This is a genomic window from Pedobacter jamesrossensis (assembly GCF_042650905.1).
In the GTDB taxonomy this organism is placed as follows: Bacteria; Bacteroidota; Bacteroidia; order Sphingobacteriales; family Sphingobacteriaceae; genus Pedobacter; species Pedobacter jamesrossensis.
In genome coordinates, this window is the sequence record NZ_JBHSBY010000034.1 from 44,506 (window position 1) to 65,668 (window position 21,163).

Here is a 21,163-nt window from a genome sequence, read left to right on the forward strand (position 1 = left end):
ATGTTAGATCAATTAAAGAAAATGTTTTCAGGCAACGAGGCCGAAATTCCTGTAAATACTGGGAGTAAACCAGATATTTCAAGAGTAAAATCTGCCGAATTGTATGAAAAATCAAAAACGTATTTTCCTGGTGGCGTGAATTCGCCGGTAAGGGCATTTAAATCGGTTTATGGTACACCTCTTTTTATCGAAAAAGGTGATGGTTGCTTTATTTGGGATGCAGATGGAAATCAATTTATCGATTTTTGCGGAAGCTGGGGGCCTTTGATTTTAGGCCATAACAATCCTAAAATCCGCGAGAAAGTAACCGAAGTGATGCAGAATGGAATGAGCTTTGGTGCGCCAACAGCTTTGGAAAATGAACTGGCAGAATTGATTATCAAAAACAATCGTTTTGTAGAGAAAATTCGTTTTACAAGCTCGGGTACAGAAGCTGTAATGTCGGCCATTCGTTTGGCAAGAGGTTTCACCGGTCGCGATAAGATTATTAAATTTGAGGGCTGTTATCATGGTCATAGCGATTCGCTTTTAGTTAAGGCTGGTTCGGGTTTAGTTACTTTCGGTGAAACATCTTCAGCTGGTGTTCCTAAATCTTTCGCTGAAGAAACCATCGTAATTCCTTTGAATGATACAACTGCAATTGAACAAGCTTTTACACAATTTAAAGACCGAGTTGCTGCCGTAATTATCGAAGGTATTCCGGCAAATAATGGTTTGATTATTCAGGATGAAGAATACATAAAGTTTTTGCGTAAAATTTGTACTGAAAATAATTCATTGCTGATTTTTGATGAAGTGATCACTGGTTTCAGAGTCGGTTTCGAGGGCGCTGCTGCACATTATGGAATCACTCCAGATATTGTAACCTATGGAAAAATCATCGGTGGTGGTTTGCCTGTTGGCATGTATGGCGCATCTGCTGAGATTATGGCACATATTTCTCCTGATGGAGGCGTTTATCAGGCTGGTACACTTTCTGGAAATCCAGTTGCGATGGCTGCAGGTATTGCAACTTTAACTGAATTAAATAAATCAAGTTTCTATAAAGATTTAAATTCTAAATCACAGGAATTCGTGGCGAGTATTCAGCGTTTTGCAACAGCCAGAAACTATAAATTTAAAGTATTTACAATTGGTTCTATTTTTTGGTTTGCCTTTACTGATAAGGATAAAATTCAATCTGCTGATGATATCGATGCTAATAGCATGGAGAAATTCAAAATTATGCATCGTGAATTGTTAAACCGTGGAATTTATTTAGGACCATCGGGTTACGAAGTTGGTTTTGTTTCTGCAGCACATACTAAAATTGAGTTGGAGAAAGCAAAACGTGCTATTTTTGAGGCGTTGGATTTGGTGTTTAAGAAGTAGTATTTAACCACAGAGGGCACGAAATTTTTCACGGAGAACAAAAGGTTTTTAACCATATAAGAAATTAAAGAAAATATAAGCTTATTTTGTTGTTATTGTAGGTTGTAAACTTTGAGGGGAACTCCCCTCCTTATTTTCAAGGAGGGGTTGGGGCTGGTTTTAATTTATTGCACAAGCCCAAGTTATCTAAACCCGATTGAAGTGGATTCCGGTTTTTTAATCGGCAGAAACAAAAAGCGGCACTGAAATAACCGAAATGAACAGAAAATTGCTTTCTAAATAATATAATATAATTTTAGTGATTAAGGAATAAATCTTAAAATCCTTAAATCATAACAATCCCAGGTATGAAGAAATCCATCATAATATTTTACGCATTATTGCTTTATGCATTAATTCAGCTCATTTCTTGGGGTACATTGGTGGTGCGTTTACAGCCGAGCCGGATGACGATGATAATGGGCGAAGGCTCTGTTTTTCTTTTCTTGCTATGTATTGGTGGCTATTTTCTGCATCAATCGTTAAAAGGCGAGGATAAATTACGTGAACAGCAGCAGAATTTTTTGATGTCGATTACGCATGAGCTGAAATCGCCTTTGGCCGCAATAAAACTTTCTATTCAAACGATTGTTAAAAGAGATTTAGATAAGGCTCGGCAAACTTCATTGTTGAATAATTCGTTAAAAGATATTGAGCGTTTGGATGATTTAGTGGAGAATATGTTGTTGGCAACCAAGATTGAAAATCGTTCTTACACGTTTCCGAAAGAAGAATTTAACTTCTCAGAATTGGTTTATAAAATTACCGACAGGTTGCAAGTTCATTCTTGCGGCAACGAGCAGCTGATAAACGCCCAAATTCAGCCAAATTTGCAGTTAATGGGTGACAAGTTTGCCTTATCGTCAGTAGTGACGAATTTAATCGAAAATGCAGTGAAATACTCGAGTCCCTGCGATGAGATAAATGTGGTTTTAGATAAGGTTGATGAACATTTGAGGTTAAGTGTTATAGATAAAGGTCCAGGTATTTCAGATGCCGAAAAAATGTTGATATTTGATAAGTTTTACCGCGTTGGTAATGAGAATGTCAGAAAAGCGAAAGGAACAGGTTTAGGCTTGTTTATTGTGAAAGAGGTTTTACAATACCATGATGCAGATATTACAGTAAAAGACAATTTGCCTCGAGGAAGTATTTTTGAAGTAACATTTAGTTAATCTCAATTATGTCACAAAAATTAAGAATTCTATTGGTAGAAGACGAGGATCACTTGTTAGATGCTATCAAATTAAACCTAGAACTTGAGGGTTATAAAGTTCACGCCGTTAAAGATGGCAAAACCGCTCTTAAAATATTTAAAGAAGAACGCTTTAATCTAATCATTTTAGATGTAATGTTGCCCGAGATGGATGGTTTCCAGGTTTGTGAAACAATTCGTTTAGAGAATGCAGAAGTTCCGATTATGTTTTTAACTGCTAAAAACACTTCCGAAGATCGTGTTTTAGGTTTGAAAAAGGGAGCTGATGATTATCTAGTTAAACCTTTCAACTTGGAAGAATTGATTCTTCGTGTTGGTATCTTGGTTAAACGCAGTTTAAAATCAGATGATTTAAAAGAATTAAATTCTTACAAAATCGGTGATAAAACTATCTATTTCAACTCTTTTGAATTGAAACATGACGATGGTACAATTACACCATTAACGAAGAAAGAAACCATGTTGTTAAAGCTTTTAATCGAGCGTAAAAACGATGCAGTTTCTCGCGAACAGATTTTAGAAACCGTTTGGAATTACGATGTCTATCCATCTACCAGAACAATTGATAACTTTATTTTAACGTTCCGTAAGTATTTCGAGCCAGACCAAAAAAATCCCGTTTATTTCCACTCTATTCGTGGCGTAGGCTATAAATTCACTGATATTCATTAATGTATAACAGTCTTGGTAGGTATGTGTTGATGGCCGTTTTTTTGCTAGCAGCATTGGTTTGTATTTTCTATAATCAATATGAGTTAGCAGCGGTTGCAGGTTTTCTTTTTGTTTTTATTATCTGGAGTCATTTTAGACATAGTTCTGTTTTAATGGCTTCAAAATATTTTAAAAACAATGAGTTTGGAAAAGCTAAACTAATGTTGGCTGAAGTTCCGAATCCAGAAAGATTATCGAAAAACCGAAGGGGTTATTATGAATTTATGCAAGGCAATATGGCCTTAAAGGAAGAAGATTTTGATAAGGCTGAATATCATTTTCAGTTGGCAAGTCGTTTCCCGGTTGGCGGTAAAAATCAGAAAGGTTATGTTTTGATACATTTGGCTAATCTTGCACTAAGAAAAAAGGACAAGGAAAAAGCTGAAGCTTATACGAAATTGGCTAAAGAACTTGCAGAATCTTCACGTTCGAAAGATATTATCACCAAGATAGAAAAGGAAATAGGCAAATTATAATATTAATATTGTCATTTTGAATAACGAAGCACCGGTTTAGGAATAAAAAGGTACTTCGTTTTTTTTTTATTTATACATTTGCGCAATTAAAATTTTACCTAACCGTCATGCTGAATTTATTTCAGCATCTTTTTGTTATAAGACCCGGAAATTATTCAGGGTGGCGATTTGCGATATCAAATACAAATCATGAAGAATAATTTATTTTTAGACGCTGCATTTTCGAAACAAACAGAACGCCCGCCAGTATGGATGATGCGTCAGGCTGGCCGTTTTATGCCACAATATTGGGAGATTAAAAACAAATACTCTTTTTTAGAGATGTGTAAAACCCCTGAAATTGCGGCAGATGTTACTATGCTACCTGTTGATTTATTGGATATTGATGCAGCGATTTTATTCTGTGATATTTTAGTAACTGGCGAGGCCATGGGTGGCGATTTAAGTTTTACTCAAGGCGTTGGTCCTAAGTTTGCAAATCCTGTGCGTAACGCACAAGATATCGATAACTTAAATGTTGATTGTTTAGATGAGTTGCAATATGTTGCTGATGCGATTAAAGTTATTCAGCAACGTTTAAATGGACGTATTCCTTTAATAGGTTTCGCTGGTGCACCTTTTACAGTTATGAGCTATTTAATTGAGGGTGGTTCTTCAAAGGATTTTAAATTAACCAAGCTTTTTATACACAACCAACCAGAATTGGCACATAAACTTTTGGCTAAAATTGCCAAAGTAACTGCTGATTACTTGAACCTTCAGATTGCTGCTGGTGTTAACGCGGTTCAGATTTTTGATAGTTGGGCGCTTGCTTTATCATGGAATGATTATCAGGAATTTTCTCACCGTTACATTCAGGAAATCATCTCTAATTTAAATAGAAAAGATATTCCGGTAATTTCTTTCTGTAAAGGAAGTTCGGTTTTTGCACCAATTATGGCCGAGGCTAAGCCTGATGTAATTTCGGTAGATTGGAACGCAGATTTATTGAACATTAAAAATGCTTTACCTCAAGGTATTGCGGTTCAAGGAAATTTAGACCCACATATTTTATATGCTGATAAAGCTGTTATCAAAGCCCAAATACACAGATTATTTGAACGTATGCGTGGTACAGAAGGTTTTATCTTTAATTTAGGTCATGGTATTATGCCAGATATTCCTTTTGATAATGTAAAGTACGCAATTGATGTGGTAAAGGAGTTTAGGTATTAAACGTACCAATTGATTTTTGTATATTAGCTATATAACTTAAAGAGTATATGACTGTAAAATCGTTGAATGATGAGGATAAGCTGCCAATTAAGCAATTAATAAAGGCAGTTAATAGAAAGATGGATGATGTTTTAAGAGTGGTTGATGCTTTAAACTTGGGTAGAACCGAGGTTAAAGCAGATGGCGTTTATAGAACATTTAATAACGGGGATACGATTAAAGTGGCAGAAGGTGTTTTTAAGCAAAGAAGGGTTTCTTCAAAAAGAATTAAACTTTTTTAATGCCTCAACAGCCAAAATTGAGAATTTTTGCCGGACCAAATGGCTCTGGTAAAACTACTTTATTCGATTCGATAAAATCAAGCTATTTCTCTACCAGAATTTTTGTTAATGCAGACTTATTAGAAGATAAGTTTCAGCGGGAAAATTTTTTAAACCTATCTGAGTTTGAAATCGATGCTACTAATACGGATTTTGAGTCATTTTGCTTTCAAAACGGTCTATTCATAAAAGCTGGTTTCACTACCCAAAGTTGGAACTTAGTTTTACGAGAAAATGTTATTGTTAAAAATACAGAAGAAACAACGATATACAATTCTTATCACTTTGCTATTATAGCTGATTTTATCCGGTATGCGCTATTAAGAAATAAAAAATCTTTTGCTTTCGAAACCGTATTTTCACACCCTTCAAAATTAAATCTTATTGATTTTGCCCATCAAAATAACTATAAAGTGTACCTGTACTTTGTCGGAACAGAAACACCAAAGATAAACCTAGAAAGGGTTAAAGATCGGGTTTTAAAGGGTGGGCATTTGGTTGAAACAGAAAAGATTGAGAAACGCTACTTTTTGACAATGGGTTTATTAATCGATATGATTAAAAAGGCTGATGTAACTTATCTTTGGGATAATTCTAGTAGTAAGCATAATTAGGTGGGCAATATTAAAAATGGAATATTAAATTTAGAATTTTTAAATATTCCTGATTGGATAGAAAGCTATATCTTGAATAAATTTAAACAATGATAGAAATCTTAGAGCCATATTACTACTACTTTCTTGCGGTACACATTGTATTCGTGATTAGCTGGATGGCGGGTTTGTTTTATATTTTAAGTCTTTTCATTTACCATAGGGAGGCCAATGAAAAGCCTGAGCCAGAAAAAAGTATCCTCATAAAGCAGTTTATCAAAATGGAGGCAACTTTGTGGAGGATTATTGCTACCCCGGCAATGGTAATTTCTGTTTTGGCAGGTGCAAGTATGCTTACTTTGCACCCAGGTTTATTACAAATGGATTGGATGTGGGTTAAGCTTGGCTTTGTTATTGGTCTACTTATCTATCATTTCATCTGTCAAAATATCGTTAATCAGCTTAAAAATAATCAATTCAAGATGACGAGTTTTCAACTCCGTTTATGGCGTGAACTCGCTACTATTTTTATGATTGCGATTGTTTTTATTGTGATTTTGAAAAATGCACTAAACTGGATTTATGGTTTAATTGGCATTATGGGCGTGGCTATGGCTATTATGATTGCCGTGAAGCTTTATAAAAATTATAGATTGAAAAAGTAAGGTGAAACCTTAAAGAAGAAAGGTAAAAGCGACATTCAAAGCAAAAATAAATTAACTTTTAAATATGAAGCCTTTGTTTCCTTTGCGTAAACTTGTTTCAACTTCTTGATACTTGATGCTCGCTACTTTGTACTTTACCAAAAAACTATTTTAAATTTGGGCGATAAAATCCAAACTCATGTTTACAACTACAGGTTTGAAAAAAACCTTACTCTTTATAACTTTTATTTTTACCTCTTATTTTGCTTCAGCGCAGTTTAATCAATCGGCGCTTGAAAATAGAATTCGCCCAGATAGTAGCCTAACCAACGAGGTTCATTTTAATTTTTACAATTTTAATTACGTTCGTAATTACGAGTACACCAACGATTTTCATGATGGTTATACCTTGTATGGAACACAGTTGCAGCCCCAAATTGTATATTATGCGCACCCAAATCTGGCTATAACTGCCGGTGCTTTCATTCGTAAAGATTTTGGAAGGAATGGAATAACGGACGCCAAGCCTCTATTCAGCCTGAAATACCATAAAAGAAATCTGACTTTAATTTTTGGAAGTTTGGAAGGTGGCATTCAGCATAAATATATTGAGCCACTTTATGATTTTGAAAGAACGATTACCAATCCAATTGAATATGGAACGCAGTTATTAGTTGAACGCAAGAAATTTAATTTGGATGCCTGGATTGCCTGGCAGAAAATGATTTACGCTGGCGAGGCCGCAAAAGAAGAAATTATTGGTGGTTTATCTACTGAAAGTACAATTGCAGAAAACAATGGCTGGAAGTTTAGTTTTCCTGCCCAGTTTTTAGCTTTTCACCAAGGTGGACAAATTGATGTGTTAAAGGAAATTCCGATTAGTACTGTTTTTAACGGCGCTGCTGGGTTAAAGTTGCATAAAGCAATTAACACCAACATTAAGCAAGTTTATACCGATAACTACATCGCAGTTTATAAAGATTTATCGCCAGATAAACGTCGTGCCTACCAAGGTGGTTTTGGTATGTGGTTAAATGCAGGTGTTGAAAGTAAGTGGGGAAGCTTGGTTGCCTCTTACTGGAAAGGAAATAATTTTATTTCGATTAAAGGAATGCCTCTTTATGAATCGGTTTCGAGTAATTTATACACAAATGGCTTAAAGCAAAGTGGTAGAAATATTGTTTCGTTGCGTTATGCTTACCAAAAGGAATTGATTCCACATTTGTACCTGGATGTTCGTTTTGAACCGCATATTGATTTGGATAATACAGATAAGCAACTGCAATTTAATCATTCGTTTTTCTTGACTTACAAACAGGATTTCAGATTGTTTAAAGTTAAGAAGAAAGACTAAAAATTCGATTGCCGTCAGCTTAAGCAGAGGGCAATGAATTACAAGCTGGTTAAAATATATCTATTCTTTGCCGTTGGCTTCAGCCAACGGATTATAAGTAAATTGCATTTCGGCTTTAGCCAAATTATGCGCTATGCAAACCTGAAGTTTGTAATACTGTTCTAAGTTTCTAAACCCGATAGGAGTGCAAATACTTTTGATTTAATCTATAAGGTTTTTAAAATTTTATAGATTTAAAAAAGATTGCAACGAATAACGGTACTGAAACTTCAAAAAAGCAATTAACATTCATTTTCAAATAAAAAAATTATATCTTTCTTGGGTATTAGTTTGAATTTATTCCGTTGATTATCAGTCGATAAAAAATAGTTTTAACTTTTTTTAACACCTCATGCAACCAATGTTTGTAATCTGCCATCTTCTATATACAAACACACAATGAAATTGACGCGAAGCTATACGATAAACGATTTGATGGAGGGCTGCAAAGCTGGCGACCGGAAGATGCAAGAGCTGCTTTACAAGCAAACTGCATCGAAAATGTTAGCCGTTTGTATGCGCTATGCGAAAGATAGAATGGAGGCCGAAGATGTATTGCAAATGGGATACATTAAAATTTTTCAGAAGATAAAAGAGTACAGAGGCGATGGCTCTTTTGAGGGTTGGATTAGAAGAGTAATGGTAAACACGGCTATTGAAAGTTACCGTAAAAATTTACGCAGCTTAAATGTTGTAGAGATAGATGAGGCTTACGAACAACCATCAACAGGATTTGATTTTGGTACTCTAGGGATGCAGGATTTAATGAAAGTGATACAGAAATTAGCAGACGGCTATAGAATGGTTTTCAATATGTATGTAATTGAAGGTTATTCTCATAAAGAAATTGGAGAAAGGTTAGGTATTTCTGAGGGTGCCAGTAAATCGCAGCTATCGAGAGCCAGAGCAATATTAAAAGAAGAAATTATAAAAATGGAGGGATTTGGTTATGCAACCTATACAGGATAAGGATTTTGATAAGTTATTTGCAACTACTTTCGAAGATGCAGAAATTACACCATCGAGAGATTTGTGGAGCAGCATTGAAAGTGAAATTGAACCTAAGAAAAAAAGGGTAATCCCAATTTATTGGCTATCGGCGGCGGCAGTTTTAATAATTGCAATGGTTGGATTTTTGGTTTATCAACAACAAGATGTAAAACCAAGACAATATGCCAATAATATTCAACCTAAAGTTAAACAAGCAGTTATTTTGGAGCAAGCTGTTAATGATTCTTCGGTTGTTAAGCCTACTGAAAAAGTTGAACAAACTTTACCTGTTACGAGTAAACCAAGTACAAATTTAGTTAAAACTAAGTTAAGAGATGATGTTAAACCAGTAGAAAGGCAAAAGGTAGTTACTGCACCTGAACTGCAAAAACAAGAAACTATGATTGCTAAAGTTGAAGAGCCTAAGAAAGATATTAAAACTAAAATTGATGAGGCCATTCTGCAAACTAAGGATGAAACTGTTTTAGCATCAAACATTGGCGCCATTAAAACTGATGAAGTGATTGGTGAAAATAATCAGGTAGAAAACAAAGGCATCCGCAATGTTGGCGATGTAGTTAACTTAATTGTAAATACAGTGGATAAGAGAAAAGATAAGTTTATTCAGTTTAGAACTGATGATGACGATTCTTCACTTTCATCAATAAACATCGGGCCATTTAAGTTTGGCAAAAAGAAAAAATAGAACAAGATTATTCAAGAAATCATCAATCCCACAAAAATTAATTATTCAAAAAAGAGAAACATAAACACACAATATATGAAACGTCTAATTTTTACAGCACTTTTGGCAAGCGGACTTGTCGGTGCTATCGCTCCAAATGCTTTTGCACAGCAAGATACAGTGGTTAAGGATACTATAGTACAAAAGAAAGCTAAATATAATTTAACTATTGGTGGCGGAAATCTCATAACTAAAATCTCTGATTCAACAGATAATGCCAAGAAAGGTCGCTTTGTAGGTGGCGTTACCTTTACCAGAGTTGATTTAGGTTTTTCAAGATTAATTGATAATGGAAGCTTTAACCTTTCGCCAAACAACGATTTTTTAGATTATAAAGGAGGTAAAACAAGCACATTCTCTTTCGATGTTTTACAGTTTGGATATCGTTTTAACTCAAACTTTAAAGTTTATGTAGCAGGAGGTTTCGATTGGACGTTAATTCGCCTTAGAAAAGATATTACCATCGCTAAAAACTCTAGTGAATTTGTTTATATCGAGCAACCTGTACACTTTTCTAAAAATCGTTTCTCGAGCAGTTATGTCCACATTCCTTTAAACTTTGAATTCCGTACAAACGAAAGCAGCAAAGGTAAAAGATTCTATTTTGTGTTAGGTCCAGAGGTTAGTTTCTTGTTAAATGGAAAAATAAAACAAGTTAGTGAAGAGCGTGGTAAAGAAAAACAATATGATAGCTACCATTTTCAATCGGTACGTTATGGAGGTACAATTAGATTTGGTTACGGCGGTTTAGGCTTATTTACTAAATATTACTTCAACGATATGTTTGCGACAACTCAGCAAGCAGGCTTAAAGAACATGAGTTTCGGTGTAACCTTTGGCTTAAACTAAAATATAATAACACACAATTATGATAAAATCCTGTTTCGGTTAGGCGAAACAGGATTTTTTGCATAAAAACATTTCGCTTTAAGCTTTAGTCTTTCTGCTTTTAGCTTTATATTTACCGTGTGAGCGATACCATAATCAGTGTAAAAAATTTAACGAAACAATACCAAGCCGAGCAAGCTGCCGGAATTAAAGATATTACTTTCGATATTAAAAGAGGTGATGTAGTTGCTATTATCGGAGAAAGTGGCAGTGGTAAATCGACTTTGCTAAAATCTATCTATGGATTATTAAAAAAAGATGATGGAGAAATCTTTTTTGAAGACCAACCAGTTAAAGGCCCTGATGAACAGTTAATTCCTGGTCATAAGCAAATGAAGATGGTTACCCAAGATTTTTCATTGAATATTTATGCTAAGGTTTACGATAATATTGCTTTACAACTCTCCAATACTGATCTCAAAACCAAATCGGAGAAAACTTTGGCCATCATGGAGCATCTTAGGATTCTTCCCTTACAGAACAAAAAAATTATTGAGCTGAGCGGTGGCGAGCAACAACGTGTGGCAATTGCCAAAGCAATGGTTGCAGATACCAAAGTTTTGCTGTTAGATGAACCGTTTAGTCAGGTAGATGCATTGCTTAAAAACCAGCTGAGAGCTGATATAAAACGTGTGGCTGCTGAAACTGGCGTTACGGTTATTTTAGTTTCTCACGATCCGGCAGATGGCTTATTTTTAGCCGACCAGCTGTTGATTTTACGAAATGGGGAACTTTTACAAACAGGTAAACCGTCAGAAATTTATCAACAGCCTAAACACATTTATACTGCACAGATATTAGGTAATGCAGTAGTCTTATCTCGTGGCGATGCTGAAAAATTAGGTTTGAAAACTTTTGCTGGAAATATAGTTTTTTACCCAGAATGGGCAGAAATAAATAGTAACTGGAGTAGTAGAAGATTTGAAGTAAGGGATGTATATTATAAAGGTTTCTACGATGAATTATTACTGGAAAGAAACGGAGTTACGGTTCGAGCCCTGCAGCTAAATAGGGGCGAGCATAAAAAAAACGACTACGTTCAGTTGAACATTAGTCGTTTTTTAGAGTTTTAAATAGTTTTTTTAATCAGCAGTAGATGCTACTAAAACAATTCTGGCACCTATACTTGCAGTTGGTCTTACTGGTAGTGTTCCTCTGTTATTGTTGTATTGTAAATATACTCTGATTCTTCCAGGGAATGAGCTATAGCTGTATGAATCAGTTCCATAGGTAAAAGGCAATGCATCATATCCATCATCATTGAAACGGGCAAAGGATAAGATGATACCATCATCTTCATATTGTTCTATTCTATTATCGGTAATGTCAACGTAATAATAAAGTCCATTTGCATCACTTCCCGAAATCCACTGATTAGGCTGGATGGTTTTGTATAAAGTAATGTTTGGAGTGTTTTGAACAATTGTGTCTTTCTTGCAAGATGCCAGACCTAGTGTGACAATGCAAAGCATTAGGATAGTAAGTTTTTTCATGTTGATTTTGCTTAATTTGTGTGTGTGTGCTATGCGTAATACAAAACCACTGCCAAAAATTCTGATGAACACAATATGGATTAATATTTGTTTATTCTTTAAACACACAATATTGAAATTTGAATTAATTTCCTCCATTATGAGAATCGTTTTTAGAGTTTTACCATGGTTAATTTTATTAGTAGCGGGTTATTTTTTTATCTCAAAAAAGTTCAGCATTAATACATCCGTTGAAAGCAAACATCAGCTTTTAGTAGAGAAAATTGAGTCTATTGGCAAACTGGAGCTGGTTCGCTACCAAATTAGTGACGTTTTGGAACATAAGAATAAAACAGATTTTTTACCTGAGGCCAGCGTGTTGCTTATTGTAAAAGCAGAAGCAGTGGGTTGTATCGATCTTACAAAAATTACAATTAACGATATTGATATTGATGCCGATACAGCTGTAGTAAATTTACCACAGCCAGAGATTTGTTACGTAAAAATTGACCACAAAAACTCTAAAGTTTACGACACTAAAATGGCTTTCTTCCGCGAGGCTGGATTGGTAGATGAAGCTTACAAAGCCGCCGAAAAACATGTTGCTGCCGAAGTTAAGAAATCGGATATTTTAGCACAGACAAAAAACAATGCTCTGATTGTGCTAAGACCTCTGATTGAGGGGTTAGGCTATAAAAATGTAAGGTTGACTTTTGAATAAATTTTTCACCATTTATGAAAAATAACGAACATTTTAAGGGAATTTGCTTAGATGCTCTAATGTTTCTATGATGGTGAAATTTTCTATTTCAGAAAATCTTCACGATGTGGATTAAAAACATCAATTAAAAGTCCGGCTTCTAAGCAAACTACTCCATGGAATACCATGGTTGGTGCAAAGAAAACATCACCTTCGTTTAATATTTTTTTGTCATCGCCCATCATAACTTCAAAACTGCCACGGGCAACGTAACTCAGTTGTAAATGCGGATGGTTGTGAACTGTTCCGATAGCATCCTTTTCAAAATCGACTTTAACCAACATCAGGTTATCATCATACGCCATAATTTTGCGTTTAACACCAGCACCTAAATCTTCCCAATTGATGTCGTTATCAGCAATTAATGTTTTGTTTGTTAAATCTTTGAAATTCATAATGTTGTTTTATTTAACATTTAAGGAATTTAGGTTAGATGAACTTAGATTTCTTAGATGGTAAAATTTATATTGTGTTAAAAGATTAAACCAGATACTCAAACAAAGTCTGGTCTTGGTTCAACTCAATAATTTCGAATTTAAAATATTTCATACGTTGTACCAAACTTGCATAATCATCTTTATTCGTTAATTCAATTCCAACCAAAGCAGGGCCGTTTTCTTTATTTGTTTTTTTAATAAACTCGAAACGTGTAATATCATCATGAGGACCTAAAACCTCGTTCACAAATAATTTTAATGCACCTGGTCTTTGTGGGAAACGTACAATAAAGTAATGTTTTAAGCCTTCGAAAAGTAAAGATTTCTCTTTGATTTCCTGCATGCGCTCTATGTCGTTATTACCTCCGCTGATTACACATACGATGTTTTTACCTACAATATGGTCTTTTACCTGTTCTAAAGCTGCAACAGATAAAGCACCAGCAGGTTCTACAACAATGGCATCTTCATTATATAGCTTTAAAATAGTTGTGCAAATTTGCCCTTCTGGAATTAAGTAGGTTGAGCTAAGTAGTTCCTTACAATATTTGTAGGTAATCCAGCCCATTCTTTTTACTGCTGCCCCATCAACAAAACGTTCAATGTTTTCAACTGTTATCGGTCCGCCATTTTTAAGCGCTTCACTTAACGATGGAGCGCCCATTGGCTCTACACCGAAAATTTTAACATCAGGTTTCACTGTTTGCAGGTAAGCACTAACTCCCGATGCCAAACCGCCACCACCTACAGGTACAATTATGGCATCTAAGTCCGGTAAATCCTGAAAAATTTCCATTGCAACTGAAGCTTGTCCTTCAATCACTTTGTCATCATCAAAAGGCGGAATAAAGGTTGATGATTTTTCTTCGCAATATATTAATGCTTCTTTTAAACAATCGTCAAAAGTATCACCAACTAAAACAATTTCAATATTATCGCCACCAAACATATTTACTTGCTTGATTTTTTGCTTAGGGGTTATTTCAGGCATAAAAATTACACCCTTAATGCCTAGCTTTTTGCAAGAATAAGCTACGCCCTGAGCATGATTACCAGCGCTGGCACATACAATTCCATTCTCTAAAGCATCAGTATTTAAGGTGCTTATCTTATTATAGGCACCACGCAATTTGTAAGAACGAACAATTTGTAAATCTTCTCTTTTTAGATAAATATTTGCATTGTATTTTAACGACAATCCTGCATTATACTCAAGCGGAGTGCGTTTTACAACCCCTTCTAAAGTTTTAAATGCACCTTCAAAATCGAAAGTATTTTTTATTGTATCATTCATATTTTAAGTATCGAGTATGTAGAATCAAGACTAGATTTTTTACTTATGTTTTTTGAAAAGCAATTCAGGTGCTAATCGGTTAATGTAGTCCCGCTTTTCGTTTCAAGCTTTTTTATTGCCATCCTGAGCGTAGTTGAAGGGTAATAAAAAAGGTTTCACTTCAATCGGGTTTAGATTGTTCAGTTTTGTGCTTCTATAATCGAAACCACCCCAACCCCTCCTTGAAAATAAGGAGGGGGATTTTCCCCTCATAGTTTAAAAGCTCTACTTTTCAATTTATCCATTATCAGATTGCTTTGTGCCTTGTAATGACGGAAGGACTATTCGCATTTCGCTTTATTCCTTACTTTTTATTTTTTCCACTTTGGTCTTTAAGCTTTTAGCTCTCTTACAAAAACTTATTAATTGCATCTAAATATGCATTGGCAGATGCTTTTACAATATCGGTGCTGAAGCCAAAACCTACAAAAGATTTTCCTTGGTAATCTACTTTCATATTCACCTTACTTACATCATCGCTTCCGCCATGCATCGCCTGAATAGTAAATTCTTTAAGTGTGATATCTTTATCAATGATGCTTACAATGGCGTTAATCGTAGCATCAACAGGTCCATTACCTTCAGCTTTTGCTTCCTTTTCTTCGTTATTGTATTGAAGTTTAATGGTTGCAGTTGGTTTTTCCAAATCGCCACAAACCACTTGCAATAAGTTTAATTTGTAGCCATTTTTATATGATTCTGTTTCGCCATTACTCATTAAGAACAACAAATCATCGTCTGTAATATCTTTTTTCTCATCAGCTAAAACCAGGAAACGCTCGTAAATATCATCAATATTAATTTTTTCGATATCATAATCTAAACGCTCTAAATGGTGCTTTAAAGCATGGCGCCCACTGCGAGCTGTTAAAATAATATCAGCACTATTTAAACCAACATCTTCAGGGTTGATAATTTCATAGTTTTCACGATGTTTTAAGAAACCATCCTGATGGATACCAGAACTATGTGCAAAGGCATTTTTACCAACAATTGCTTTATTCGGCTGAACAGGCATGTGCATCATTCTGCTCACCATTCCGCTAATTTCAGTAAAATGTTTGCTGTTAATTCCGGTGTGCAAGCCCAAACTATGGGTTTTCAAAATCATCGAAACTTCTTCCAAAGCCGTATTTCCAGCTCTTTCGCCTATTCCATTTATGGTACATTCAATCTGGCGAGCACCATTAACAACCCCAGCAATACTATTTGCAGTAGCCAAACCTAAATCGTTATGGCAGTGAACAGAGATAATTGCTTGGTCGATATTTTTAACATTTTCCTTTAAGTAAAGGATTTTAGAACCATATTGGTCGGGCATGCAATAACCATTAGTATCTGGAATATTTACTACAGTTGCACCAGCAGCAATAACCGCTTCAATCATTTGCGCTAAAAATTCATTGTCTGCTCTTCCTGCATCTTCTGCATAAAATTCAACATCTTCAACAAATTTTTTGGCATATTTAACCGCTTCAACAGCTCTTTCTAAAATCTTTTCTCTGGTGCTGTTAAATTTATATTTAATGTGCATATCCGAAGAGCCAATTCCTGTATGGATTCGTGGATGTTTAGCATATTTTAAAGATTCGGCAGCAACATCAATATCACCTTTTATTGCTCTTGTTAAGGCACAAATGGTTGGATTTTTAATTGCCTTTGATAATTCTACAACACTTTGAAAATCACCAGGGCTAGAAATTGGAAATCCTGCTTCAATTACATCTACGCCAAGTAATTCTAGTGCTTTCGCAATTACAATTTTTTGGTCGGTATCTAACTGGCAGCCTGGAACCTGTTCTCCATCGCGTAAGGTTGTATCAAAAATATATACTTTATTTGGGTCGAGTATCATTATGCTTTGTTTAGGAATTGATTGAATTTTGTGATAAAAACTTTAAGACTAATTTGCCCATTTCGGCAGTACCTAAAACTTTAAATCGGTTAGTAGTTTGATCTGCAATATCATGCGTTCTGAAACCTTCTTTCAAAACGGCATCAACGGTATCAACCAGTAGTTTAGCTTCTTCTTTTAATCCGAAACCAATTTCCAGCATCAGTGCTGCAGATAGGATAGAGGCCAGTGGGTTGGCTAAATCTTTACCGGTAATATCGTGTGCTGAACCATGAATAGGTTCAAAGAAACCTGTGCTTTCGCCAACAGATGCTGATGCCAACATGCCCATCGAACCTGCAATTTGAGATGCCTCATCGGTAAGGATATCGCCGAACAAATTGGCGGTTAAAACCACGTCAAATTTCTTAGGGTTTTTGATTAGCTGCATCGCTGCATTATCAATAAACATGTGTTCAGTTTCTACATCAGGATATTGTTTTGCTATTTCCTGAACAGTTTCACGCCACAAGCGAGAACTTTCTAAAACATTTGCCTTATCTACCGAACATAACCTTTTGCTCCGTTGTTGTGCAGCTTGATAAGCCTTATGTGCGATGCGTTCTACTTCGTAACGGTGATAAATCATCAAATCAGAAGCTGTATTTCTGTCCTCGGAACGTGTTTTTTCACCAAAGTAAACATCGCCAGTTAATTCGCGGAAGAACAAAATATCTGTACCTCTTAAAATTTCTGGTTTAATGCTTGATGCCTGAAGAAGTTCATCAAATAGTAATATTGGGCGGAGGTTTGCGAATAAGCCAAGTTCTTTACGGATTTTCAATAAGCCTTGCTCAGGTCTAACTTTTAAACTTGGGTCGTTATCATATTTGGCATGACCGATGGCACCAAAGAGGATAGCGTCGCTTTTTCTTGCTTTTTCTAAGGTTTCATCTGGTAGTGGTTCACCTGTAACTTCAATGGCCGCATGGCCCATCAACGCCTCGTCAAACAAAAATTCATGACCAAAAATTTCAGCAATTTTTTCTAATGCTGCTTTCCCCCATGTGGTGACTTCGGGTCCAATACCGTCTCCAGGTATTACTAAAATGTTCTTCTTCATTGTATAAATCTTATCGTCATTGCGAGGCACGAAGCAATCTTTTTCGCGGTATCTCCATAAATGAGATTGCTTCGTGCCTCGCGATGACGAGTTTTGTTATTAAATCAGTTCTTCAATTACTTCAGTCGATTTTACCTCGCCTTTTTCTAATAATATTCTTTTTTCTATGCAGGTTGGCAACTGCGATTCAAAATGGCCAACATAAATTAAGGTCATTCCATTGCTACACAATTCATCAATTAATTGATTGAAATGCTGTGTTTGCTGTTGGTCTAAACCCTGGCAGGGTTCATCCAGAATTAATAATTCAGGATTTTTGATAATGGTTCTTGCCAACAAAACCAACCTTTGTTTTCCCAATGGCAGAGATTTTAATAATTCATTTTTAGAAGCTGTTAACCCAAAATATTCTACCAGCTCATCAACTTGTTTGCTTTTGGTATAAGGTAACTGCTGAAATAATCCAACGGTATCGTAAAAGCCTGATGCAATGCTTTGCCAAACTGTAGCTGAGGCATCAAAATACCAGTGAAACTCTGGTGAGATTAAGCCTATGTGTTGTTTAATGTCCCAAATACTCTCACCGCTCCCACGCCTTTTACCAAATAAATAAAGTTCATTGGCATAAGATTGTGGATGGTCGCCATTTACCAAGCTTAACAAAGTAGATTTACCCGAGCCATTATGTCCTTGCAATAACCATTTTTCTCCAGCTTTAACTTCCCAATTGATGTTCTTGAGGACTTGCTTTTCGCCATAGCTGATGTTTACATCAACCATTTTAATGATGTTTTTAGATGAATAAACTGGCGATTCCTTTAAAAAATCTGGAATTTCTCTATTATGTTTTTCCGTAGAAAAGGATTTTATTTTTCTTATATCAGAAACTGAGATCTGTCCATCTTTTATCTCCGCATAGCGATTGATTGAAGCTGGTAATTCCGCATCGTTAGAAATTAAAATCATTTGCACACCTTTGGCCGAAACTTCATCTAAAAGAATGTTTAAATTCTTACGTGATGCAGCATCTAAGCCGGTATAAGGTTGGTCGATGATTAACAATTGTGGCTTCAACCATAAAGCCTTAACCAGTTGTAATTTTTTATGCTCTCCGCTTGATAATTCAATTAACTGTGAACTTGCAAAAGAAGAAAAATTTAATGCCTCTAAAATAGGTTCAACTTTATCAAAATGAAGTCCTTTCTCTTTGCCGTAACCAACTAATTCTGCATGAACAGTAAGCGTATCTTTTGCCTGCTGACTGGTATAACGTTGTTGATAATAGAAATTGGCAACGCCTTCTAAGTTTTTAAACTGGTACCAGCTCTCTACAAATAAAACTTCGGGAGGTAGGTTAGTATCAGTTTTGAAATCGATATTTACTTCGCCAATTGCCTTTTCTAAACCAGCAATAATTTTTGCCAATGAGGTTTTTCCACTACCACTCTTGCCAAATAAAACCCAGTTTTCGCCGGTATTTATAGTCCAATTCAAATCCATTAACACCGATTTTTGCGGGTATTTAAGGTTTAAGTTTTGAATGCTGACTATACTTTCTTTCACTGTTTTTTTAACCACTTTAGGAAACTTAAGCGCACCTAAGTTTTTTTAAATTCTGTTATGTTCATTCGTCATTGAGAGGAATTAAGCAATTTTAAAGCGATGGGTTGAAGAACCTAGCGATAGTTGTTAGATTGCTTCGTGCCTCGTAATGACGTGTGTGTTCGCTTAAGTCTTTAAGCTTTGGTCTTTCAGCTTTTCTCAAATTCCTCAATCAACTCTTTTTGGGCTAAAATGAAATCGATATCATCATAGCCATTAATTAAGCAAGATTTTTTGTAGACGTTAATTTCAAAAGTTTCAGCCTCACCTGTTTCAACAATGGTAACCGTTTGATTTTCTAAGTCAACTGTTAAAGGCGATTTTGCATTGGCATTAACTGCGGTAAAAATTTGAGCTAAAAATTCTTCGCTAACCTGAATAGGAAGCAAGCCATTGTTTAATGCATTTCCTTTAAAAATATCAGCAAAGAAACTGCTAATTACCACATCAAAACCTGCGTCTTGAATGGCCCAAGCGGCATGCTCACGACTGCTACCACAACCGAAGTTTTTACCGGCAACCAAAACCTTACCGCTATAAGTGGGATCGTTTAAAACGAAATCTGCTTTAGGTTGGCTATCATTTTCATAACGCCAATCGCGGAACAAATTCTCACCGAAACCTTCACGAGTGGTGGCTTTCAAAAACCTGGCAGGAATAATCTGGTCGGTATCGATGTTCTCTATGTTTAAAGGCACAACTGCCGATGTTAATTTTGTGAATTTTTTCATACCCCTTATTCCCCTTAAGGGGAAATTTTTATGATTAATTATTTTTATTCTTTGGTCTTTAGTCTTTAAGCTTTCTTCCAAGCCTTCACTCTCAATCTTCTATAATCTGCAACCCATTCTCCGTTGATGAAGTAATTGGGTTTTAGAATTTCTACAGCCAAGTTTTTAATTGATTCAGCTTGCTGGTTATCTAAGTTTTTGAAAGCATGTGAGGCGAATTGGTTGATCCAAATGTACATGCCTTCTTCGCTAATTAATTTAGTTGGCCTGTCGAATAACCAGGCTTGTTCTACTTCGAAACCTTTCGATTCTAACAAAGTTGTGTAAGCACCAATTGATGGGAAAAACCAAAAATTAGTGACTACTTTATCAATAAATCCTAATTGTTCAGCTGCAGATTTTATAGCCTCTGTTATGCTTTTTACATTTCCTTTTCCACCAAATTCTGCAACTAATCTTCCGCCGGTTTTTAAGCTTTTAAATAAACCTTCAACCAATGCTTCCTGGTTTTCAATCCAATGAAAAGTCGCATTACTAAAAATTGCATTGAAGTCTTCCTGATAAGGAAGTTTCGTTCCATCAACTACTTCGAATTTTAAATTCGGATAGGCAGTCTTTGCATTATTAACCATATCGGCCGAAGCATCAGTTCCTAAAACAGTTGCTCCACTTTCTGCAATTTGCGCAGCCAGCTGACCTGTGCCACAACCGATATCTAAAATATGTTCGCCGATTTTCGGCGCCAACCATTGCAAAACATCCGCTCCGTAATCAGATACGAAATGATGTTGCTTGTCGTATAATGTTGCATCCCAAACTATTTCTGGCATAACTTTTTGCTTAATTTTTCACCATCTAAGACACCTAAGCACATCTAAGATTTATTTTACTTTGGTTTTTTATCTTTCAGCTTTGATTTACCTCAGCATAATGTTCAACTACTGGAAAAGGCTCATAAAAGTGATGTAATAACTTTTTCCAATCTTGATATGCTGCCGAACCTCTGAAACCTTCAGTATGTGCTTCTAAAGTTTGCCAGTTTACAAGCAATATGTACTTATCTGTTTCCTCTAAACACTTCTTCAATTGATGAGAAATATAACCATCCGTTGAAGAGATAACTTTTTGCGCCTCGCTAAAAGCTTTTTCAAAATCAGCTGATAAACCAGGTTTGATAAATAATATAGCAACTTCTAAAACCCCTAACCCGCTAAAGGGGGCTTTTGCCTTTCTATCGGTATTGCTATCTTCCATCTTTATTGTTTTGCAT

The 21,163-nt window shown here is 35.5% G+C and carries 23 protein-coding genes; 14 read left to right on the forward strand and 9 right to left on the reverse strand.

Features of this window, described 5'->3' with window-relative positions; all coding sequences use genetic code 11:
- The 13 genes from hemL to ACFOUY_RS06980 all read left to right on the forward strand — a co-directional run bounded on the left by hemL (position 1) and on the right by ACFOUY_RS06980 (position 11,674).
- Positions 1-1,371: a glutamate-1-semialdehyde 2,1-aminomutase gene (gene hemL / locus ACFOUY_RS06920; protein ID WP_378959757.1), complete on the forward strand. Its 1,371-nt coding sequence runs from the start codon at positions 1-3 to the stop codon at positions 1,369-1,371.
- A gap of 347 nt (positions 1,372-1,718) precedes the next feature.
- Complete coding sequence (locus ACFOUY_RS06925) at positions 1,719-2,585, forward strand: sensor histidine kinase (RefSeq protein ID WP_378959758.1); 867 nt, start codon at positions 1,719-1,721, stop codon at positions 2,583-2,585.
- An 8-nt stretch (positions 2,586-2,593) separates the two neighbouring features.
- The gene (locus tag ACFOUY_RS06930) at positions 2,594-3,298 is read left to right on the forward strand and encodes a response regulator transcription factor (protein WP_109926856.1); all 705 of its coding nucleotides are present in this window, start codon (positions 2,594-2,596) and stop codon (positions 3,296-3,298) included.
- Entirely contained in the window at positions 3,298-3,813 is a 516-nt protein-coding gene (locus ACFOUY_RS06935; protein WP_378959759.1) for a hypothetical protein, read from the forward strand. Before ACFOUY_RS06930 ends, ACFOUY_RS06935 begins: the two co-directional genes overlap by 1 nt.
- 189 nt (positions 3,814-4,002) lie before the next feature.
- Positions 4,003-5,028, forward strand: a complete 1,026-nt coding sequence (gene hemE, locus ACFOUY_RS06940; protein ID WP_378959760.1) for a uroporphyrinogen decarboxylase — start codon at positions 4,003-4,005, stop codon at positions 5,026-5,028.
- A gap of 47 nt (positions 5,029-5,075) precedes the next feature.
- Positions 5,076-5,309: a hypothetical protein gene (locus ACFOUY_RS06945; RefSeq protein WP_378959761.1), complete on the forward strand. Its 234-nt coding sequence runs from the start codon at positions 5,076-5,078 to the stop codon at positions 5,307-5,309.
- Positions 5,309-5,962: a hypothetical protein gene (locus ACFOUY_RS06950; protein WP_378959762.1), complete on the forward strand. Its 654-nt coding sequence runs from the start codon at positions 5,309-5,311 to the stop codon at positions 5,960-5,962. Before ACFOUY_RS06945 ends, ACFOUY_RS06950 begins: the two co-directional genes overlap by 1 nt.
- Positions 5,963-6,051: 89 nt before the next feature.
- Entirely contained in the window at positions 6,052-6,606 is a 555-nt protein-coding gene (locus ACFOUY_RS06955) for a CopD family protein (RefSeq protein WP_378959763.1), read from the forward strand.
- Positions 6,607-6,784: 178 nt separating this feature from the next.
- Entirely contained in the window at positions 6,785-7,939 is a 1,155-nt protein-coding gene (locus tag ACFOUY_RS06960; protein ID WP_378959764.1) for a hypothetical protein, read from the forward strand.
- Between the two features lie 438 nt (positions 7,940-8,377).
- Complete coding sequence (locus ACFOUY_RS06965; protein WP_378959765.1) at positions 8,378-8,947, forward strand: RNA polymerase sigma factor; 570 nt, start codon at positions 8,378-8,380, stop codon at positions 8,945-8,947.
- On the forward strand, positions 8,928-9,674 hold the full coding sequence (locus ACFOUY_RS06970; RefSeq protein ID WP_378959766.1) for a hypothetical protein: 747 nt from the start codon (positions 8,928-8,930) through the stop codon (positions 9,672-9,674). Before ACFOUY_RS06965 ends, ACFOUY_RS06970 begins: the two co-directional genes overlap by 20 nt.
- 75 nt (positions 9,675-9,749) lie before the next feature.
- Positions 9,750-10,562 carry an outer membrane beta-barrel protein gene (locus tag ACFOUY_RS06975; RefSeq protein ID WP_378959767.1) on the forward strand — a complete coding sequence of 271 codons (813 nt, stop codon included), beginning with the start codon at positions 9,750-9,752 and terminating at the stop codon, positions 10,560-10,562.
- Between the two features lie 119 nt (positions 10,563-10,681).
- The gene (locus ACFOUY_RS06980; RefSeq protein ID WP_378959768.1) at positions 10,682-11,674 is read left to right on the forward strand and encodes an ABC transporter ATP-binding protein; all 993 of its coding nucleotides are present in this window, start codon (positions 10,682-10,684) and stop codon (positions 11,672-11,674) included.
- Positions 11,675-11,683: 9 nt separating this feature from the next.
- Here the strand turns inward: ACFOUY_RS06980 and ACFOUY_RS06985 are convergent, their stop codons facing one another.
- A complete protein-coding gene (locus ACFOUY_RS06985) occupies positions 11,684-12,094 on the reverse strand; it encodes a hypothetical protein (protein ID WP_378959769.1) in 411 nt (136 codons plus the stop codon).
- A gap of 139 nt (positions 12,095-12,233) precedes the next feature.
- On the opposite strand from ACFOUY_RS06985, the gene ACFOUY_RS06990 reads away from it, so the two are divergent.
- Positions 12,234-12,794, forward strand: a complete 561-nt coding sequence (locus tag ACFOUY_RS06990; RefSeq protein WP_378959770.1) for a DUF4230 domain-containing protein — start codon at positions 12,234-12,236, stop codon at positions 12,792-12,794.
- An 83-nt stretch (positions 12,795-12,877) separates the two neighbouring features.
- Here the strand turns inward: ACFOUY_RS06990 and ACFOUY_RS06995 are convergent, their stop codons facing one another.
- The 8 genes from ACFOUY_RS06995 to ACFOUY_RS07030 all read right to left on the reverse strand — a co-directional run bounded on the left by ACFOUY_RS06995 (position 12,878) and on the right by ACFOUY_RS07030 (position 21,147).
- Positions 12,878-13,228 (reverse strand): cupin domain-containing protein, encoded by a 351-nt coding sequence (locus tag ACFOUY_RS06995; RefSeq protein WP_378959771.1) that lies wholly within the window; start codon positions 13,226-13,228, stop codon positions 12,878-12,880.
- Between the two features lie 85 nt (positions 13,229-13,313).
- Positions 13,314-14,564, reverse strand: a complete 1,251-nt coding sequence (ilvA, locus tag ACFOUY_RS07000; RefSeq protein WP_378959772.1) for a threonine ammonia-lyase IlvA — start codon at positions 14,562-14,564, stop codon at positions 13,314-13,316.
- 388 nt (positions 14,565-14,952) lie between these two features.
- Positions 14,953-16,458, reverse strand: a complete 1,506-nt coding sequence (locus tag ACFOUY_RS07005) for a 2-isopropylmalate synthase (RefSeq protein ID WP_378959773.1) — start codon at positions 16,456-16,458, stop codon at positions 14,953-14,955.
- Between the two features lie 10 nt (positions 16,459-16,468).
- A complete protein-coding gene (leuB, locus tag ACFOUY_RS07010; protein ID WP_378959774.1) occupies positions 16,469-17,560 on the reverse strand; it encodes a 3-isopropylmalate dehydrogenase in 1,092 nt (363 codons plus the stop codon).
- Between the two features lie 99 nt (positions 17,561-17,659).
- Positions 17,660-19,060, reverse strand: coding sequence for an ATP-binding cassette domain-containing protein (locus ACFOUY_RS07015; RefSeq protein ID WP_378959775.1), 1,401 nt, complete (start codon positions 19,058-19,060; stop codon positions 17,660-17,662).
- Between the two features lie 251 nt (positions 19,061-19,311).
- Positions 19,312-19,893: a 3-isopropylmalate dehydratase small subunit gene (leuD, locus tag ACFOUY_RS07020; RefSeq protein ID WP_378959776.1), complete on the reverse strand. Its 582-nt coding sequence runs from the start codon at positions 19,891-19,893 to the stop codon at positions 19,312-19,314.
- A 65-nt stretch (positions 19,894-19,958) separates the two neighbouring features.
- Complete coding sequence (locus ACFOUY_RS07025) at positions 19,959-20,723, reverse strand: class I SAM-dependent methyltransferase (protein ID WP_378959777.1); 765 nt, start codon at positions 20,721-20,723, stop codon at positions 19,959-19,961.
- Between the two features lie 76 nt (positions 20,724-20,799).
- Entirely contained in the window at positions 20,800-21,147 is a 348-nt protein-coding gene (locus ACFOUY_RS07030) for an antibiotic biosynthesis monooxygenase family protein (protein ID WP_378959778.1), read from the reverse strand.
- Between the last annotated feature and the right edge of the window lie 16 nt (positions 21,148-21,163).

Bases quoted from the DNA above. Each gene is read 5' to 3' on its own strand.
- hemL (WP_378959757.1), top strand. From the start codon at position 1: ATGTTAGATCAATTAAAGAAAATGTTTTCAGGCAACGAGGCCGAAATT.
- ACFOUY_RS06925 (WP_378959758.1), top strand. From the start codon at position 1,719: ATGAAGAAATCCATCATAATATTTTACGCATTATTGCTTTATGCATTA.
- ACFOUY_RS06930 (WP_109926856.1), top strand. From the start codon at position 2,594: ATGTCACAAAAATTAAGAATTCTATTGGTAGAAGACGAGGATCACTTG.
- ACFOUY_RS06935 (WP_378959759.1), top strand. From the start codon at position 3,298: ATGTATAACAGTCTTGGTAGGTATGTGTTGATGGCCGTTTTTTTGCTA.
- hemE (WP_378959760.1), top strand. From the start codon at position 4,003: ATGAAGAATAATTTATTTTTAGACGCTGCATTTTCGAAACAAACAGAA.
- ACFOUY_RS06945 (WP_378959761.1), top strand. From the start codon at position 5,076: ATGACTGTAAAATCGTTGAATGATGAGGATAAGCTGCCAATTAAGCAA.
- ACFOUY_RS06950 (WP_378959762.1), top strand. From the start codon at position 5,309: ATGCCTCAACAGCCAAAATTGAGAATTTTTGCCGGACCAAATGGCTCT.
- ACFOUY_RS06955 (WP_378959763.1), top strand. From the start codon at position 6,052: ATGATAGAAATCTTAGAGCCATATTACTACTACTTTCTTGCGGTACAC.
- ACFOUY_RS06960 (WP_378959764.1), top strand. From the start codon at position 6,785: ATGTTTACAACTACAGGTTTGAAAAAAACCTTACTCTTTATAACTTTT.
- ACFOUY_RS06965 (WP_378959765.1), top strand. From the start codon at position 8,378: ATGAAATTGACGCGAAGCTATACGATAAACGATTTGATGGAGGGCTGC.
- ACFOUY_RS06970 (WP_378959766.1), top strand. From the start codon at position 8,928: ATGCAACCTATACAGGATAAGGATTTTGATAAGTTATTTGCAACTACT.
- ACFOUY_RS06975 (WP_378959767.1), top strand. From the start codon at position 9,750: ATGAAACGTCTAATTTTTACAGCACTTTTGGCAAGCGGACTTGTCGGT.
- ACFOUY_RS06985 (WP_378959769.1), bottom strand. From the start codon at position 12,094: ATGAAAAAACTTACTATCCTAATGCTTTGCATTGTCACACTAGGTCTG.
- ACFOUY_RS06990 (WP_378959770.1), top strand. From the start codon at position 12,234: ATGAGAATCGTTTTTAGAGTTTTACCATGGTTAATTTTATTAGTAGCG.
- ACFOUY_RS06995 (WP_378959771.1), bottom strand. From the start codon at position 13,228: ATGAATTTCAAAGATTTAACAAACAAAACATTAATTGCTGATAACGAC.
- ilvA (WP_378959772.1), bottom strand. From the start codon at position 14,564: ATGAATGATACAATAAAAAATACTTTCGATTTTGAAGGTGCATTTAAA.
- ACFOUY_RS07005 (WP_378959773.1), bottom strand. From the start codon at position 16,458: ATGATACTCGACCCAAATAAAGTATATATTTTTGATACAACCTTACGC.
- leuB (WP_378959774.1), bottom strand. From the start codon at position 17,560: ATGAAGAAGAACATTTTAGTAATACCTGGAGACGGTATTGGACCCGAA.
- ACFOUY_RS07015 (WP_378959775.1), bottom strand. From the start codon at position 19,060: ATGGATTTGAATTGGACTATAAATACCGGCGAAAACTGGGTTTTATTT.
- leuD (WP_378959776.1), bottom strand. From the start codon at position 19,893: ATGAAAAAATTCACAAAATTAACATCGGCAGTTGTGCCTTTAAACATA.
- ACFOUY_RS07025 (WP_378959777.1), bottom strand. From the start codon at position 20,723: ATGCCAGAAATAGTTTGGGATGCAACATTATACGACAAGCAACATCAT.
- ACFOUY_RS07030 (WP_378959778.1), bottom strand. From the start codon at position 21,147: ATGGAAGATAGCAATACCGATAGAAAGGCAAAAGCCCCCTTTAGCGGG.